Source organism: Bradyrhizobium ferriligni, assembly GCF_056837965.1.
The window spans coordinates 1-16,755 of sequence record NZ_JBXEJO010000098.1 but is presented as its reverse complement, the minus strand read 5'-3'; the positions used below and the strand labels follow the sequence as shown (position 1 = coordinate 16,755).

Below are 16,755 nucleotides of genomic sequence, written 5' to 3'. Positions count from 1 at the left end.
GTTACTCGGGCCCTTGGTGTCGGATGACGGAGGCGCGCTCGACGATACGGCTGAGGTCTTCCGACGATGGAAGTGTGCCGAATACATGCATCCCGTCCGCGCCAAGCCGGGATTGCACGAACAGATCGGCGGCAGCGGCATCGCCATGCCTCAGCATCTCGACAGCCTGCAGCGCATGCGCCATTCGGGCGACGAGCGCCCGCGCGTGCCCGTCGTCCGGATATCGTGCGCGCAATCGATCGGCGAGATCGTCCGTGCTTCGGTCATAGACCGGATTGATGCCCCTGCTCGCACGCAACTCGTCAACGAATGCGTCCCGGCAATTCGCATCGCGCTGCATGGCGCGCAGGACGTCCATGCACATCATGTTCGAGGTGCCTTCCCAGATCGAATTCAGCGGCGCCTCGCGATACAGCCGCGCCATCGGATTCTCCATGATGAAGCCGTTGCCGCCATGCACCTGCAGGCATTCATAGGTGAAGGCCGGCGCGCGCTGGCAATTCCAGAACTTCATCACGGGTGTCGCGACCCGCGCCAGCAATCGCTCGTGTTCGCTTGTCTGCAGCCCGTCGGTCGCGCGCGCGATCCGAAACGCGCCGAGCATCGCTGCCTCGCTCTCGAGCGCGAGGTCGGCGAGCACGTTGCGCTGCATCGGAAGCTCGGACATCGGCTTGCCAAACGCCGTTCGCGTTTGCGCGTGGTTGAGGGCGAGGCTCAGCGCCTGGCGCATCAGGCCAGCGGAGCCGACCGCGAAATCCAGCCGTGTCAGATGGGCATGCGAAAGGATTTCCGCGATGCCGCGGCCCTCTTCGCCAACCAGGATCGACCACGTATCGTGGTACTCGATCTCGCTCGACGCGTTCGACCGGTTGCCGCACTTGTCCTTCAGGCGCTGAATGTGGATACGGTTGGCGCTGCCGTCCGGCAGCAGGCGCGGCACGAACAGGCAACTGACGCCGGACTGGGTGCGCGCCAGCGTGTAGAATCCGTCGGCCACCGGCACCGAGAAGAACCATTTGTGGCCGGTGATCGCATAGATCTCGCCATGCGCACCGCGCTCGACGAAGCGCGCGGTGGTCTGGGTCTCGCGCAGATCGGAGCCGCCCTGCTTTTCGGTCATCGCGTAACCGATGACCGCGGCGCGCTTGGCCTCGATCGGAAGCCGCCGCGGATCGTAGTCCGCCGCCAGCGTTCGCTCCCGCCACAGATCGAATTGCGGCTTGCCGGAGAACCCGGCGATCGCGGCGTACGCCATCCCGGTGGGGCAGCCGACGCCGTTCTCGATCTGATTCCAGAGATAGCTCAGCGCCGCACGCGCCAGATGGCCGTGTGGTTCGCGCGTCGACCAGGCGAGGCTATGCACCTCGCTCCGGAACGCCAGCGCCATCAATTGATGCCAGGCCGGATGAAATTCGACCCAATCATTGCGGTTGCCATACCGGTCATGGGTCAAGAGCTTCGGTTCGTGCTCGTTGGCCAGCCGTGCCGCCTCCTGCACGGATTCGCTGCCGACATGGGCGCCGAGCGCGGAAAGCTTGTCTTTCGCCCACGGCGTGATCGTTGCGATCAGGCCACTCAGCGCGCGGTCGTCGTCGAATGCATTGAAGCCGAGCGCCGGCCGCGCCTGATTGCGCACTTCATGGGTCGCAAACGGAGCGGCTTTCGCTTCAGCGACGGCAACCGGCTGGACGCGCGCGTTCATGCGGAGACTCGCGATACAGGGGTGAGTTCAGGCGTGGCGTGTCGAAACAGCATGCGCGCGGAAAGCCCTGCGATCGACTGTGCGATCGCCTTCGCCGCGTCGGAATCGGGGGCCGCTTCGGGCGCGAGGGGACCAACTAACGCCTCCATGAAGGCGCCGGTCACGCAGGATGCCGCGACGTTCGCGTCGATCTCGACGAACTCACCACCGGCGATGCCGCGCCGGACCAGCCTTGCGATCTGATCGGCCAGGGCCGCCCGGTATTTCAGGCGCGCCGCGTCGATCTCGGGTTCACAGGGTTCGGCGATCAAGGCGTAGGCCAGGCGGCGGCCGCGCATCGCCCGGACCGAAAAGGTGTAGATCGCATCCACCAGACATTGGGACGCCGAGCCTTCCGCCTCGACGATCGCGGCGACCACGGCCACCTCGCGCTCGGACACCAGGCCGAGCACCTGCGCGTACAGGTCCGCCTTGGAGTCGAAGTAGCGATACACGCTGCCCGTGGCCACGCCCGCCCGTGAGGCGATCAGGGCGATCTGGGCGTCCTTCCAGCCACTCAGCGCTACGGCCTCCCTGGCGGCATCGAGAATGCGCGCTTTGGTTTCGACCAGTTGGTTGAGGCGAACGGCAGCGATTGCCATCGTGAACCTTAATTCATGAATAAAGGATCATAATTCATTATCGGATGGATCGCCGTGGCTGTCAAGTATCCACCCGACGCGCCCTGCGCCGCAGGGCCGCGCCGTGGGCGCCGGCACGCTGCCGGGTCATCAGAGGCTGCGGCGCGACGCAGGGGCGCGAGGAACAGTGATACAGGGGTCGCACCCCGCAGCCGACGCGCAAGTCCCCGCTGAGCGCGCGGAACCGGAACAGCGTGGCATCAAGCGAAACCTTCGGGCATCAAAGCAAAAGGCCCGATCGCGATGCGACCGGGCCTACGTGTTGAGCTTGATGCGGCGAGAAACCCGGTCCCGGACCGGCGCAGCGGATCAGGCCGCCTTCGCCGTGATCAGAACATCTTCCACCGGCATCAACACCTCGTTGCCGAGCAGGAAGCCGCGGCAGCTGCGCAGCGAGCGCAGCGCGCGGTTAAAGTCGATACCGGTCGACACCAGCGCGCGCAGCGTCCGTGGATTGCGGGCGATGCCGCGCAGCACCTTGCGCAGGTCGATGTCGCCGTTCGGCTTCACCGCGGACTTCGCAAGTTCCGGTAGCGCCCGGTGCGCGGGATCGCTGATTACGCGCAACGCGGCGAACGGAATGCCGGCTTTGGCGGCATAGGCCGCCGCGATATGGCTCTCCATGTCGACCGCGGCTGCGCCCGTCATCGAGCGAAGAGCGGCCTTGCAGGCCTTCGCCGCGATCACCTCTTCCACGCCGGCGAGACCGCCGCGGACGATCCTGCGGCGCTTCAGCGCGGCGCTTGCGATCATCTCTTCGTTCAGCGCGGATGCGGCCAGGAAACGGGTATCGCCCGACATCACCTCGGTCGCGACCACGACGTCGCCGGACTTGAGCGACGGGTCGAGCCCGCCGGCCACGCCGAACGAAATCACGCCACGGAAGGTGGTCGGATCCAGCGTCGCCAGCAACTCACGCAGCTGCTGCGGATCGCTCGAACTGCAGATTACGATCATGCCGGGGCCTGCCGCGATGCGGGCCTCCTGCACCAATCCAGTCACAATCAATACCGGCCGAGGATCAATTCTACTGCCCACGGTCTCGGCGGCCCCCGCCTCAACAATCACATCCCGACCCCTACCACCCTGCTATTGGTGCTTCTCAAATTTCGATACCGCGCCAGCGCCCAGAGCGGAAAGAACTTCGAGTAGCCATGATATCGCAAGTAAAATACCCGCGGAAACCCCGTAGCTGTGTATCGCTGCTCGTCCCACAGCCCTTTTTCGGTCTGTGTTGCCTTTAGGTACTCCACCCCCCGCGCAACAGCGGGATTTTCGACCTCTCCGGCCGCCATCAATCCAAGCAAAGCCCATGCCGTTTGCGAGGAGGTCGAAGGCGCAACTTCATAACCCTTGTAATCCAGCCGGTAACTGACGGCGTCCTCGCCCCAGCCGCCGTCCTGATTCTGGACTGACGTCAGCCAGTCGACCGCCTTCCGAATCATCGGGTCGTTGCGATCGACCCCTGCGACATTTAGCGCCGAGAGCACCGACCAGGTGCCGTAGATGTAGTTCAGGCCCCAGCGGCCGTACCAGGAGCCCTCGGCAAGCTGGGTACGGCGCAGATAGGCGACGCCGTCGGCCATCGCCTTGTTGCTCTCGGCGGTCTCGCCGAGCTGGCCCAGCATCGAGATGCAGCGCGCGGTGACATCCTCGGTCGGCGGATCGAGCAATGCGCCGTGATCGGAGAACGGGATGTTGTTGAGGTAATATTCGAGATTGTTGACGTCGAACGCGGCCCAGCCGCCGTCGCGGCTCTGCAGCCCCTCGATCCACTCGCGGCCGCGCGCGATGGCCTCGTCATATTCCCTGGTTCCGGTGTGGCGCCGCACGCGGTCCATCGCCATCACGACCACCGCGGTGTCGTCGAGATCGGGATAATGGTCGTTGTTGTACTGGAACGCCCAGCCGCCCGGGCGGACGTCCGGCGCCTTGACCGCCCAATCGCCCTTCAGCTCCAGCACCTGGCGCGGCTTCAGCCAGTCGAGGGCCTGCTTGGCCTTGGCCAGGGTGTCGTCACCGCCCGCCTCCTGCAGCGCATGACTGGCCAGCGCGGTGTCCCACACCGGCGAGACGCACGGCTGGCAATAGGCCTCGTGTTCGCTAATCACGAGCAGCTTGTCGATGCCGCGGCGGGTGATGGCGCGCGGCGGGAAATTCTCGTCCTTGCCGAGCGCCTCGTACATCATGACGATGTTGGCCATCGGCGGATAAATCGCGCCCATGCCGTCTTCGCCGTTCAGCCGCTCTTCGGTGAAGGCGAGCGCGGCATCGATCGCGCGCTGGCGCAGGCTCTTCGGAAACATCGGCTCGATCACTCGTAGCACGGCGTCGAGCGAGCGGAACAAATAGAACCAGCTCGCGCTCTGATGCGGCGCCTTCGGCGCCATGCGGACCGATTTCGGATCCTCCAGAAACAGCTCGTCGATGCCGACGCCTTTCGGATTCTTCGCACGCGGCTTCAGCGCGGCAAGCACCATCAGCGGCACCATGGTGGTGCGCGCCCAGTAGGAGATCTTGTTGATGTGGAACGGCGACCACATCGGCAGCAGCATGATCTCGATCGGCAGCACCGGCGTCGCGCGCCAGGTCACGACGCCATAGAGCGCAAGCAGGAAGCGCGTGAACACGTTGCTGCCCGAAGCACCGCCGCGCGAACGGATCGCCTCGCGCGCCCGCACCATGTGCGGCGCGTCGACGGAATCGCCGATCATCTTCAGCGCGAAGTAGGACTTCACGCTGGCGCTCATGTCGAACGGGCCGTCATGCACCAGCGGCCAGCCGCCATGCGCGCCCTGGACGCGGCGCAGATAGTTGCCGATCTTGGCCTCCAGCCCGGCATCGATCGGCTCGGCCAGATAGTGACGCAGCAGGATGTACTCGGCCGGAATGGTGCTGTCGGCCTCGAGCTCGAATATCCAGTGTCCGTCGGACTGACGGTAGCCGAGCAGCGCTTCGGTTGCCTTGGAGATGCTCTTCTCCAGCGCGACCGGGTCGACTGCAACGCTGTGATCTCTCGCAAGCATTTCGCTCGATATCCTCTTCATCGCGGGCCGGCTGATCGAAAGCCGCGGCCGCTCCCGAGCATGATCCGATTGCTTCGGATCATGTTATTGTCCTTTTGTTTGGTCGCGTTTTCTTCACGCGAACCGGTAACCACTTCGCTCGAAAACGCGCCAACAGGTCGAATCTAGCGTCTGGCCAGAACCAGATCGGCGGCGCGATCCCCCGATCGCACCGATCCCTCGATGGTTGCCGGCAACCCGGTAGCAGTCCAGTCGCCGGCAAGGAACAGGTTTTTTTGTGCCGTCGTGGGCCCCGGACGCAGGGCATTCTGCTCCGGCGTTGCCTCAAATGTGGCACGGCGCTCGCGCACGATCTGCCACGGCGGCAGGTCGCCGGAAACGCCCGATGCCTCGCAGATATCCTGCCAAATCGCCTGCGCAAGCTCCTCGCGCGGCATGTCGACCAGGCGGTCGCCGTTGCTGATCGTCACCGACAGTCGTTGCGGGAACGCGAACAGCCACTCCACGAGGCCGCCGACCACGCCGAGAATGGGCGCGGCGTCGCGCGGCGGATCGACGCGGAAATGCGCGTTCACGATGGCGCGGAATTTGGTCGGGGTTTTCAGGCCGGGCAGCAGCGATGCCGCAGCGCGCGGCGGCACGGCGAGCACGACCGCATCGTCGGCTCCCAGCGCGATCTTGTCGCCATTGCCAAAATCGAGCTCGCTGATGCGATCACCCGACATGCCGAGCGCACGCAATTCGTGACTGAACTGGACGCTGTGGCCCCCCTCCTGCAGCAGCTTCACGGCCGGCTCGATCAGGACCGAGCTCAGGCCGTCGCGCGCGATCAGCGGACGGCAGGCCTGCCCGCCCGCGAGCAGCGTCTCGCGCACGATGGCGCCGGCAAGCCCGGCCGAGCCCTCCGGCGGATCGACGTTTAGCGCGGCGAGCAGCAGCGGCTGCACCAGACGCTCATACAGCGTGCCCTTGCAGGGAATGGTGTTACCGACCAGCGCCCCGGTGCCGGCCCAGGCCAGCGGCGCCAAGGCGAGATAGTCGCGCAGGCTGGTGTCCGGGACGCGGCGCGCCTCGTCGAACACCCATAGCGGCAGGCGGGAATCGCCGAGGTCGAGCTGCCAGCGCTGGCCGCTGGCAAGATCGACGAACGGAAACTGCGCGCGCGCGGGCCCGACGAGGCCGGCCTCGGTGCCGATCGCGCGCGCATAGCTCAGCGCATGGCGGTTGCCCGACAGCAGCAGATGGTTGCCATTGTCGATGGTGAGATTGGTGGCGGCGTCGAAATAAGAGCGGCAGCGGCCGCCGGCCTGCTGCGTCGCCTCATGGACGAACACCTTGTGGCCGCCATTGGCGAGGCGCACGGCTGCGGAGAGGCCGGAAATGCCGGCACCGATGATATGAACGGTCTTTTTCATCAGATGATCGCGTAACGAAGAAGGATGCCGATCTTGGCGGCCTTGGACACACGTACCGGCGCACGCGGGGCGGTGAAGCCGCGCGCGATCAGGAGATCGAGGATTGCGCGGTAGTATTTCGACATGATCCGCGGCGCGCGCACGGCGCGGCGCGAATTGCGCTTCATGATCTCGTCGGATTTCTGGAAATGCATCTTGGCCCGCTCGGCCAGCGGCGCGCACACTTTCGGCAGCGCGCGGTCGGCGATGACGCGGGCCGGATCGTTATTGGTGATGCCGGCGTGCCAGAGCCATTCGCGCGGCAGATAGAGCCGGCCGAGACCGGCATCCTCGTCGATGTCGCGCAGGATATTGGTGAGCTGCAGCGCGCGGCCGAGATGGTGCGCGAGCTGGATGCCATCGTCCTCGGGCAGGCCGAACACGCGCACCGACAACCGGCCGACCGCGCTCGCGACGCGATCGCAATACAAATCGAGCGTCGCAAGATCCGGCGCGCGGATATCCTGCGGCACGTCCATTTCCATGCCGTCGACGATCGCGACGAAATCCTCGCGCTTCAGGCCGAAGGTCTTCACCGAGGCGACATAGTCCTTCAGGCGCTCCGGCGGACGTCCCTCGTAGAGCGCGTCGATATCGTCGCGCCACTGCTGCAGCGCGGCCAGCCGCTCCGGCCGCGGGCCGTCGGAATCGGCGATGTCGTCGACCTGCCGGCAGAAGCTGTAGATCTGGAACATCGCCTCGCGCTGCGCGTGCGGCAGGATGCGCATCGCGGCATAGAACGAGCTGCCCGACGCGGTGCTGCCGTAATTTGCGTTGGCCGCCGCCTCAGCACTCATGCGCCTGCCGCCGTCTTGGAGACCGCACGCCGTCCGGTCGCACGCTGCGCGGTCTCGCCGGCGACGCCGCCGAGACTCTGCAGCAGCAGTTCAACCTTGCTCAGATGCACGCGCTCGCTGAGCGGATCGCGCACCTTCAGCATGTTGACGATCTTGTCGGCGAACGCCTGGATCACCGAGATCTCGAGCCCGAGCCGGAAATCCTTTACCTCGGCGGCGAGCGACTTGCTCTGGTCGAGCAGCGCTTCGGTGCGCACCGCGAGCGCTTGCAGGCACTTGAGCAAAGCCGGCTGCGACTTCGCCTCGCCGAGCATCTCGACGGTCGCGCCCGCAGCGGCCAGGGCATCGCGCGGCAAGTAGACACGATTCAGGTTGCGGTAGTCCTTGCCGCAGTCCTGCAGATGGTTGTTGATCTGCAGCCCGGCGCAGAGCGCGTCCGACGCCGCCCAGGTCGAGGTATCCTCGCCGTGCACGTCGAGCATGAACCGCCCGACCGGCATCGCCGAGTATCGGCAATAATCGATCACATCGTCCCAGTTCTCGTAACGCAGCTTGGTGACGTCGAGGCGGAACGCCACCAGCACGTCGAGCGCGTGCCGCGGCGGCATGCCGCGCTCGGCGAAGGCGCGGCGCAGATTGACCGCTTCCTTCTGGGTGTCGCCATTGCCAAGCAACTCGGCCTCCATGAGGTCGAGGTAGCGCAGCTTCTCCTCGGCGGGCAGCGTGGCGTGATCGGCGATATCGTCGGCGGTGCGGACGAAATTATAAAAGGCCAGGATCAGGGCACGATGCCGCGGATGAATGATCCACGACGCGACCGGAAAATTCTCGTCGCGGTGGGTCTTTCCGGATCGCAGGTCGCTCGCGGTGGTCATGGGAAATTTGGGCTACACTGGTCATGGCACGACGCAGGCGCGAAAGGTCAGCGCATGCGGGGGGATTTGCGAGCCCCATATAGGGGAATACGCCACCAAAACCAATGCTGTCTGTGACCGCCAGCATACGAAGCCCGTGGCCGGCACGCATGCCGAGCACGGGCCTTGCGGCGATCCATGGGACCCGAAGCGGCCTTACTGGCCGTGGGTCTTCAGCACCTGGTCGCAGGCGGCGCTGATCTTGCTGCGGTTCTGCTGCAGGCAGGCGAGAATGGTGAAATCGCCCTGATCGATCACGGCGCGGCAGTGACGCTGCACGTCGCGCGTGCAAGCCTTCTGCTCATCGGGTGTCCCGCGCGTCTGCTGCTGGGCGAAGGCGCTGGAGGAGAGCGGGATCGACAACAGGGCAAGAGCCAAGAGAAATTTACGCATCGTATTCCTTCATTTCCGACAGCAGAAAATCTGTTCCCGAAAAGCGCTTCGGCATGGCCGGGACGGATTTTGGGGATTGCAGACGCCACGTAACGCGGCAACGGATTGACGACAAGCACCGTTAAATGCGGCTAAATTTGCGGCGCTGTAAACCCCTACATAAGTTATTGATTCACAATGACGATTCGTGCCATCACTTTGTCGCGTTCGGCTATTGCGGATAGCAGTTGCGCAAAGCTACATGCCGTCACGAAGCCGACGGTTTCTGATTCTGTTCGATGACAATATGGGCGCCGTGCGCCGTTTCTGTCGTTTGAACCTAACATTCTTCGGTGACACTAAACCTTCGATGCGGCGAGACGCTTTCTTGCGTAGGAAGCGTTGATTTTGATGGGAAAATTCACAATGAAACTGTTTGGTTCCAGCCTTTATGGTCAGGCTCTCAGGGCTGTGGGCGTCGGCGCCGCACTGATGCTCTCTGCCTCCGCCGTCCACGCCCAGGCCAGCGGGCCGTTTGCCGGTTTTGCCGGCTCGTGGACCGGAACGGGCACGGTGGCGCTGTCCAACGGCACGACTGAACGGATTCGTTGCAAGGCGGATTACAAGGTCGCGCCGTCGGGCATGAGCCTGAAACAATCCCTGCATTGCGCCAGCGACAGCTACAAGTTCGACCTCTCCAGCGACGTCACCAGCCAGGGCGACCGGATCTCCGGCAACTGGAGCGAGGCGAGCCGCAACATCTTCGGCAATCTGCAGGGCACCGCGGGCGGCGGGCGGATCGACGTGTTCGTCGAGGCGTCCGGCTTTGCCGCGAACCTGAACCTGCAGACCAACGGCTCCAAGCAGGTCGTGCAGATCGACTCCAAGGGCGAGATCCGCGGCGTCTCGATCACGATGACGAAGAGCTGACGCTCCCGGCCGATTGCGCCCAACAGACACAAAGGCCCGGTTCCGAACGCTTCGGAACCGGGCCTTTTTGCTGCAGCTTTTTGATTGCTCGTCGATCAGGCCTTTTCGATCGGCGCGGGCTGGCCGCCCCTGCCGCGGAGCTTTTGCGACAGGTTGATCAGGAACATCGAGGTCGGCCGCAGGATGAAGAGGTCCGCGACCAGCGCTGCGACCATCGAGAACGCGCTGAGCCAGCCGAACAGGCGCAGCGACGGCAGGTCGGAGAACACGGTGACGACGAGGCCGCAGGCCAGCACCACCGTGGTCAGGATCAGCGCAGGACCGACCAGGACGGTGGCGCGCTCCACCGCAAGTTCCGGCGTGACACCCGGCTTGGTCTCGAGCCGCAGGCGATTGAGGAAGTGGATGGTGGCGCTGAGGCCGAGCCCGAACGACACCGTCAAAGCCACCACGCTGGCGAATTGCAGCCCCTCCCCGAGCAGCCACAGCACGGTGCCCGACAGCACCACCGGGAAGATGCCCGGCAGGATGCAGGAGAACATCACCACGATCGAGCGGAACGCGAGCCCGATGAAGATCGCGACCAGCAGGAATTCGATGGTGAGGCCGTGGTTGAGCTTCTCGATCATGCTGGCGCTGTTGCGTGCGGCAATCACCGAGAGACCCGTGACCGCGATCTCGTAGCCGGGATGCTCGGCGCGCACCTTGTCTAGCGAATGATCGAGTTTGTTCACCACCGGAAGCAACTGGCTCGAGTCCACATCCGGGACGCGGCCCGACACCACGACAGCATCCTGATTCTTGTCGATGAACCGGCGCACCAGGTGTTCAGGGATCAGGTCAACATATTCCTTCAGCGTCGCGACATCATTGCTGCCGGCCTTTTCGGCGAGCCAGCGCCGCAAGGTCTCCAGCGACCAGACGTTGCCGACGCCGGCAGAGTCCTCGACCATCGCATGGACATCGGCAATCGTCTTCAAGGTCTCCGGCGAGTATAGCGATTGTCCCTTGGGGAATTCGATCAGCACATCGACCGGATTGGCGCCGGTCAGCTTGGCGTCGAGCCGGCTCGACGCCGCCACCGCCTGCCGCTTGTCCGGCACCTGATCGGCGAGCCGGTAGCGCGGCTCGAGATTGGCGTAGATGATGCCGAGGCCGCCGACCACGATCAGCGCCAGCAGACTGAACAGCCCGGGACGGCCGACCATGCGCACCGCGATCCAGTAGCAGAAATTGCGCAGCGCCTGCACGCCGGCATCCGCGCTCTGGAACTTGACCGCAAAGATCTTCTCGTTGCGCACGAACAGGACGCCGAACACCGGCACCAGCGACAGCACCGCGATCAGTGCGATGATGGTCGCCGCAAGCCCGGCCTCGCCGAACTTGCGGATTAGGTCGGAATCCGAAAACTGCAGCGCGATGAAGGAAATTCCGGCCGTGCCGTGCGTCAGCACGCAGGCCGGTCCGACCACCAGCACAGCATTCTTGAACGCGGTGAACTTGTCCTGCCCCGCGATCAGCCGGTCGCGCGCCGCGAATGTCAGCTGCATCGAGTCGGAGAAGCTGATCACCATGATGAGCGGCGTCATCACGTTGAGGAACATGTTGAGATTGAAATTGGCCCAGCCGAGGCCGCCGAGCGCGAGCAGGATCGCGATCATCGGCGGGAACGCCGCCGCCACCATGAAGGATATCTTGCGGAAGAAGATGATGGCGATGATGCAGCCGGCGAGGATGCCGAGGATGTTGTAGGTCAGGCCGTCGCGCTCGACCGCGTTGCGGATCTCGAGCTGCATGACCGGCACGCCGGACAGCTGGGCATTGAGCCCGCTGCCGCCGAGATCGTCGGCCATGATCTTCCTGATGTCGCCGACCACCTTGCTGAGCTTGTTGCTGCCGACCACTTCGGGCTCGAGCGACAGCACGATCAGCGCGAGTGTGCCGTCCTCCGACAGCAGCTTGCCGCGGATGATCTCGTTGCTTTTGACGGTCTCGACGAACTTGTCGTAGGCCGCGCCCTCGGGAAGTTCATTCGGGAACAACGCCGCCGGCAGTTTGCCTCGCTCCGGTGCCTGGCGCGCGGAGAACAGCGACACCAGGCCGCGCACGCCCTCGACGAGCTGCAGGTCGGTGACCATGTCGCGCAGCTTGCCGAGATTCTCGCGCTCGAGCAGCGTCTTGCCTTCGACCACGACGAGGACGTCGAACTCGGTCGCCGGGAAGCGCTTGGTCACCGCCTCATATTGCTTGTAGTCCTTGGAGTCGGAGCGGAACAGCTGCGACAGCGAGTCGTCGATCTTGATCCGGTGCACGCCGAACACGGCGCCGATCAGCAACAGAACGAGGACGACGCAGGACAGGATCGGCGCCCGCATCGGGATCAGGCCGAGACGCTCGATCCCGAACGCGATGCTGAGGCCCGACCGCGGCTCTTCGATCTTCTCGACGTGGACCTGACTTTCGGAATTCTTTTCGAGCATGCCCTGTCCAGTTCTGAAAACGGCTCAATCTGTCTAGCTTGGGTCTAGGGGCGCGAATGAGGCGGGTGAGCGCAACTGATCGGCGCTAGTCCTTGAAAACACGCGAATATTGACCGGCGCCGGTTTTACCTGCCCGCCCCTTTGCTCGCAAGCGCGAGGGGCTGACCAAATCGGCAGGGAACCGCCGATCACCGCCATTAAGTGTCTGATTTGTCACACCCTGGTAGCGCATTCCTGGACGATCCACCGCCGCTTTCATCTTTCAACGCGACCCCTGTGATCTGGCGTGCCAGGCCCTCGCGCACAAGCCACGAAATCCTGAATGCGGCCTCCGCATAGCTCAGCCCGGCATGGTGGATGTTGGAGATGCAGTTGCGGTCGGCGTCGGTGAGACCGATTCGCGGCGCGAAGGTGAGATAGGCGCCAAGGCTGTCGGGTGCGGACAGCCCGGGCCGTTCGCCGATCAGCATCACCAGCATGCGCGCGCCGATGATGGCGCCGATCTCGTCACCGAGCGCGACCCGCGCGCCGGACGCTGCGATCACCGCGCCGGCGTCGATGTTGTCGGCCGCAAGGCGCGGCACGAGATGCCGGATCAATTCGACGGCATGCACGTTGACCGCCGTCGGCGACAGGCCGTCACCGACTACGATGGCGCAGGGGCATGCGGTGATGCCGCTGCTCTCGAGCGAGCGCCGCGATGCAGAATCCAGCATGCGCCCGAGATCGGGCCGCCGCAGATAGTCGCGCCGGCTGTGCGCCTGGCTCGACACCTCAAGCGGCGCGATGCCGAGGCCGGCAAGACCGGCCGCAATCCCTCTAACATCGAAGGCGGCATGAACAGCGTCGCGGGCGCGGGCATGGTCGAGCGTGAAGGAGAGCAGCGCATCGGTCGGCAGGCTGGCCCCGGACCGGCCAAGACCGACGCGCGCCGGCGTGAGCTCGCGCAGATCGGCAAGCGAAGGGGACCAGGGCACCGGCGGTGTCGTCATGCTGTTATTCGGCGGGGACGGAGGCCTCGCGCAGCCGGATCGAGTAGTTCGAGGCGTTCTGCCGGCCGCTGGAGGCTGCACGCGCAAAGGTGATCAGGTGATGCGCAACCAGCGTCGCCGAGATCAACCCCTCGATGTCGCCGCGCTTGAGCCGGCCGAGCGCAAACTTCCAGAACACGCGCTTGTAGTCGCCGAGCACGCCGACCTTCCAGAAGATGTTGCGGAGCATGATCAGGCCGCGCCGGATGTTGGCCCAGCTCTTCATTTCCGGGCTGACCGGCACCTTGATGCGATTGGCATAGGTGTAATTGCATTGATGCAGATAGCGCGCGAACAGCTTCTTCGGCTCGTAGGCAACTTCCATGCATTTGCGCCAGGAACTGACCACGTCCTCATAGGGCAGCAGGAACTCGACATTGGAGTCGCGGCCCTCGTCATCGATCAGACGCCCGGCTTTTTCGAGCCGATCCCACAATGGCGTCTTCGGCAGCGCCTGCAGCAGGTTGATGGTGAGCAGCGGAATCCGCGACTCCTCGACGAAGGAGAGCAACGCATCGCCGGTCTGGGGCTTGTCGGTATCGAGCCCCATGATGATGCCGGAGACGACCTCCATGCCGAACGAGTTGATGGTGCGCACACCCTCGAGGATCGGAACCATCATGTTCTGATCCTTGTGCATGGCCTTCAGCGCGTCGGGATCGGGCGTCTCGATGCCGACGAAGATCGTCACGAAGTAGGCTTCGCGCATCTTCTCCAGGATCTCGGGGCGCTTGGCGATGTTGAGCGTCGCCTCGCAGGCGAGGCGCGTGACATATCCGGTGCGCTTCTGCCACTCGATCAGGTGCGGCAACAGCTCGCTCGCCGCCTTGCGGTTGCCGATGAAATTGTCGTCGACGAAATACACGGTGTCGGTGGCACCACACGCGCGCAGCTTGTCGAGCTCGGCGATGATCTGCTGCGGCGACTTCAGGCGCGGATTGCGGCCATAGAGCCCGGGGATGTCGCAGAACTCGCACTGATAGGGGCAGCCCGAGGAGAACTGGATGCTGCCGAGGAAATACTTCTTGGTTTCGGCGAGCTCATAGGCCGGCAGCGGGAAATCCGTCATCGGCAGACGGTCGATGGTTTTAAGCACCACCTGCTCGTCGGGACGGCTGGTATCATCAGCCAGACGCTTGATCAGCTCATTGGTCGCATCGCCGAGCTCGCCGACGTGGAGGTAGTCGAATGAGGAATAGTAGTCCGGGCAAGCGCTGACCGACGGGCCGCCGATCGCGACCACCAGGTCATGGTCATGCGCGCGATGGCAGATGTCGTTCATCTGCTGGCGCTGGATGTGCATACCGCTGACGAACACGGCATCCGCCCACGCGAAATCCTCCGCCGTCGCCGGACGCAGATTCTCGTCGACGAAACGGACCGGCCAGTTCTCGGGAAGGTATGCGGCGATCAGCAGCAGGCCCTGCGGCGGCATGAACGCCTTGACGCCGTCAGTGAGGGGGTAGGCGTGCTCGAAGGTCCCAAACGACGACGTATAGCGCGGAAAAACGCAGAGGATACGTCGTACTGTCTCTATGCCCTCAGCTCTCATCAAACGACCCCGAAGCACCGGCAAATCTAACCACGGCGCGGAACGCTGGGCCAGAAATTCTTCAACATTGTGGCACTCCCTAACGTCATAACGACGAGATAGTTGCTCTGCAGAATTTCGCTATCCCCCTCAGGTCAACAGCCTGGCAGCGAGGTCGGGCAGCCGCTCCGCATCGGCCACGAGGCGGAAGTCCTGCCCGGCCAGGCCGACGCGCGCGAGCCAGTCGTCGAATTCGGGGGCCCGCCTCAGGCCGAAAAGGTCGCGGACATAGAGCGCATCGTGAAACGATGTCGACTGATAGTTCAGCATGACGTCATCCGCGCCCGGCACGCCCATGATGAAGTTCACGCCGGCGGCCGCGAGCAGCGTCAGGAGATTGTCCATGTCGTCCTGATCCGCCTCGGCGTGGTTGGTGTAGCAGACGTCGATCCCGAGCGGCAGGCCGAGCAGCTTGCCGCAGAAATGATCCTCGAGCCCGGCGCGGATGATTTCCTTGCCGTCATAGAGGTACTCAGGACCGATGAAGCCGACCACGCTGTTGACGAGCAGCGGATCGAACGCACGCGCCACCGCATAGGCCCGCGCCTCGCACGTCTGCTGGTCGACCTGGTGATGGGCATTGGCGGACAGCGCCGAGCCCTGCCCGGTCTCGAAATACATCACATTGTCACCGACCGTGCCGCGGCGCAGCGACAGCCCGGCTTCCCGGGCCTCCCGCAGCAACGAGAGGTCGACGCCGAAACTGCGATTGGCCGCCTCAGTGCCGGCGATCGACTGGAACACGAGATCGACCGGCAGCCCCTGCCCGATCAGTCCGAGCGTGGTCGTGACATGGGTCAGCACGCAGCCCTGCGTCGGAATCTCGAATCGCGTGATGATGTCGTCCAGGAGCCGCAGCAGCGTGCCGATGACGTTCGGGTCATCGCTCGCCGGATTGATGCCGATGCAGGCATCGCCCGCTCCCAGCAGCAGCCCGTCGAGAATCGAGGCGGTGATGCCCTTGGGATCGTCGAAAGGATGGTTCGGCTGCAGCCGCGTGCTCATTCGCCCGCGCAAACCGATGGTGTTGCGGAAGCGGGTCGTCACCTCGCATTTCTTCGCGACCAGGATCAGATCCTGGTTGCGCATCAGCTTCGACACCGCCGCAACCATCTCTGGCGTGATGCCGCGCGAGATCTTCTTGATCGCATCCCCGCTGGCGGCATCCGACAGCAGCCAGTCGCGGAATCCGCCGACGGTGAGCGACGACACCGGCAAAAAGCCGGCAACGTCGTGGCTGTCGAGGATCAGGCGGGTGACTTCGTCAGCCTCATAGGGGATTAGCGGCTCATCGAGGAATTGCTTGAGCGGAACATTGGCCAGCGCAAGCCGCGCTGCGATCATCTCCTCCGCGCTGTCGGCGGCGATGCCGGCCAGGCGGTCGCCTGAACGCGGCGGCGAGGCCTTGGCAAGCAGGACGCGCAGATCGTCGAATGCGTAATTGGTGGCGTCGATGGTGTGACGATAGAGCATGGGGGGGGTTCGTCGCGGGCTGGGGCAACACAATCTAGCACCTCTTTGCGAAAGGCGTGCCATCGGCTTCGCCCCGCGTGCTGGCGCCGCTGGCGGTGACGGCGGCGCATCCTCGGCACGGCCGCAAGCCGCGAGCACCCGGCAGACTCAACGCGGCCTATAAGGCATTGGGATTATTTACAGATTTTAACGGTTGCGGCTGCACAAATCTCGCGCGTTAAGAAATTGTCCATGAAAATTTTGCATAAGCTTTAATCGGCCGAAGGTACTCCCCGGCCTCTTGGAGTGCCCCGCAATGCCCGCCC

13 protein-coding genes are annotated in these 16,755 nt (G+C 64.3%); 1 reads left to right on the top strand and 12 read right to left on the bottom strand.

The window, feature by feature from the left end:
- Position 1: 1 nt before the first annotated feature.
- From AC1VNY_RS38305 to AC1VNY_RS38270, 8 genes are all read right to left on the bottom strand, one after another.
- Positions 2-1,702: an acyl-CoA dehydrogenase family protein gene (locus tag AC1VNY_RS38305; RefSeq protein WP_482409043.1), complete on the bottom strand. Its 1,701-nt coding sequence runs from the start codon at positions 1,700-1,702 to the stop codon at positions 2-4.
- On the bottom strand, positions 1,699-2,343 hold the full coding sequence (locus AC1VNY_RS38300; protein ID WP_028338692.1) for a TetR/AcrR family transcriptional regulator: 645 nt from the start codon (positions 2,341-2,343) through the stop codon (positions 1,699-1,701). Before AC1VNY_RS38300 ends, AC1VNY_RS38305 begins: the two co-directional genes overlap by 4 nt.
- A 348-nt stretch (positions 2,344-2,691) precedes the next feature.
- The gene (locus AC1VNY_RS38295) at positions 2,692-3,450 is read right to left on the bottom strand and encodes a phosphorylase (protein WP_038375998.1); all 759 of its coding nucleotides are present in this window, start codon (positions 3,448-3,450) and stop codon (positions 2,692-2,694) included.
- Positions 3,447-5,408: a squalene--hopene cyclase gene (shc, locus tag AC1VNY_RS38290; RefSeq protein WP_482409042.1), complete on the bottom strand. Its 1,962-nt coding sequence runs from the start codon at positions 5,406-5,408 to the stop codon at positions 3,447-3,449. Before shc ends, AC1VNY_RS38295 begins: the two co-directional genes overlap by 4 nt.
- 164 nt (positions 5,409-5,572) lie before the next feature.
- Entirely contained in the window at positions 5,573-6,823 is a 1,251-nt protein-coding gene (gene hpnE / locus AC1VNY_RS38285; RefSeq protein ID WP_482409041.1) for a hydroxysqualene dehydroxylase HpnE, read from the bottom strand.
- On the bottom strand, positions 6,823-7,659 hold the full coding sequence (gene hpnD / locus AC1VNY_RS38280) for a presqualene diphosphate synthase HpnD (RefSeq protein WP_482409040.1): 837 nt from the start codon (positions 7,657-7,659) through the stop codon (positions 6,823-6,825). Before hpnD ends, hpnE begins: the two co-directional genes overlap by 1 nt.
- A complete protein-coding gene (hpnC, locus tag AC1VNY_RS38275) occupies positions 7,656-8,534 on the bottom strand; it encodes a squalene synthase HpnC (RefSeq protein ID WP_028338697.1) in 879 nt (292 codons plus the stop codon). Before hpnC ends, hpnD begins: the two co-directional genes overlap by 4 nt.
- A gap of 195 nt (positions 8,535-8,729) precedes the next feature.
- Positions 8,730-8,966, bottom strand: a complete 237-nt coding sequence (locus tag AC1VNY_RS38270) for a hypothetical protein (RefSeq protein ID WP_038386421.1) — start codon at positions 8,964-8,966, stop codon at positions 8,730-8,732.
- 405 nt (positions 8,967-9,371) lie between these two features.
- Between AC1VNY_RS38270 and AC1VNY_RS38265 the strand changes: the two genes are divergently transcribed.
- Positions 9,372-9,875, top strand: coding sequence for a hypothetical protein (locus AC1VNY_RS38265; RefSeq protein WP_026192497.1), 504 nt, complete (start codon positions 9,372-9,374; stop codon positions 9,873-9,875).
- Positions 9,876-9,970: 95 nt separating this feature from the next.
- On the opposite strand, the gene AC1VNY_RS38260 is transcribed toward AC1VNY_RS38265, so the two are convergent.
- The 4 genes from AC1VNY_RS38260 to AC1VNY_RS38245 form a co-directional block, all read right to left on the bottom strand.
- Positions 9,971-12,355 carry an efflux RND transporter permease subunit gene (locus AC1VNY_RS38260; protein WP_482409039.1) on the bottom strand — a complete coding sequence of 795 codons (2,385 nt, stop codon included), beginning with the start codon at positions 12,353-12,355 and terminating at the stop codon, positions 9,971-9,973.
- 197 nt (positions 12,356-12,552) lie between these two features.
- Complete coding sequence (gene eutC / locus AC1VNY_RS38255) at positions 12,553-13,347, bottom strand: ethanolamine ammonia-lyase subunit EutC (protein WP_482409038.1); 795 nt, start codon at positions 13,345-13,347, stop codon at positions 12,553-12,555.
- 4 nt (positions 13,348-13,351) lie between these two features.
- Positions 13,352-14,938, bottom strand: a complete 1,587-nt coding sequence (locus tag AC1VNY_RS38250) for a B12-binding domain-containing radical SAM protein (RefSeq protein ID WP_482409037.1) — start codon at positions 14,936-14,938, stop codon at positions 13,352-13,354.
- Positions 14,939-15,067: 129 nt separating this feature from the next.
- The gene (locus AC1VNY_RS38245; RefSeq protein ID WP_482409036.1) at positions 15,068-16,450 is read right to left on the bottom strand and encodes an ethanolamine ammonia-lyase subunit EutB; all 1,383 of its coding nucleotides are present in this window, start codon (positions 16,448-16,450) and stop codon (positions 15,068-15,070) included.
- Between the last annotated feature and the right edge of the window lie 305 nt (positions 16,451-16,755).

What these genes read in the sequence shown, in the direction of transcription:
- AC1VNY_RS38305 (WP_482409043.1), bottom strand. Translation starts at nt 1,702, where the DNA reads ATGAACGCGCGCGTCCAGCCGGTTGCCGTCGCTGAAGCGAAAGCCGCT.
- AC1VNY_RS38300 (WP_028338692.1), bottom strand. Translation starts at nt 2,343, where the DNA reads ATGGCAATCGCTGCCGTTCGCCTCAACCAACTGGTCGAAACCAAAGCG.
- shc (WP_482409042.1), bottom strand. Translation starts at nt 5,408, where the DNA reads ATGCTTGCGAGAGATCACAGCGTTGCAGTCGACCCGGTCGCGCTGGAG.
- hpnE (WP_482409041.1), bottom strand. Translation starts at nt 6,823, where the DNA reads ATGAAAAAGACCGTTCATATCATCGGTGCCGGCATTTCCGGCCTCTCC.
- hpnD (WP_482409040.1), bottom strand. Translation starts at nt 7,659, where the DNA reads ATGAGTGCTGAGGCGGCGGCCAACGCAAATTACGGCAGCACCGCGTCG.
- hpnC (WP_028338697.1), bottom strand. Translation starts at nt 8,534, where the DNA reads ATGACCACCGCGAGCGACCTGCGATCCGGAAAGACCCACCGCGACGAG.
- AC1VNY_RS38270 (WP_038386421.1), bottom strand. Translation starts at nt 8,966, where the DNA reads ATGCGTAAATTTCTCTTGGCTCTTGCCCTGTTGTCGATCCCGCTCTCC.
- AC1VNY_RS38265 (WP_026192497.1), top strand. Translation starts at nt 9,372, where the DNA reads ATGAAACTGTTTGGTTCCAGCCTTTATGGTCAGGCTCTCAGGGCTGTG.
- AC1VNY_RS38260 (WP_482409039.1), bottom strand. Translation starts at nt 12,355, where the DNA reads ATGCTCGAAAAGAATTCCGAAAGTCAGGTCCACGTCGAGAAGATCGAA.
- eutC (WP_482409038.1), bottom strand. Translation starts at nt 13,347, where the DNA reads ATGACGACACCGCCGGTGCCCTGGTCCCCTTCGCTTGCCGATCTGCGC.
- AC1VNY_RS38250 (WP_482409037.1), bottom strand. Translation starts at nt 14,938, where the DNA reads ATGAGAGCTGAGGGCATAGAGACAGTACGACGTATCCTCTGCGTTTTT.
- AC1VNY_RS38245 (WP_482409036.1), bottom strand. Translation starts at nt 16,450, where the DNA reads ATGCTCTATCGTCACACCATCGACGCCACCAATTACGCATTCGACGAT.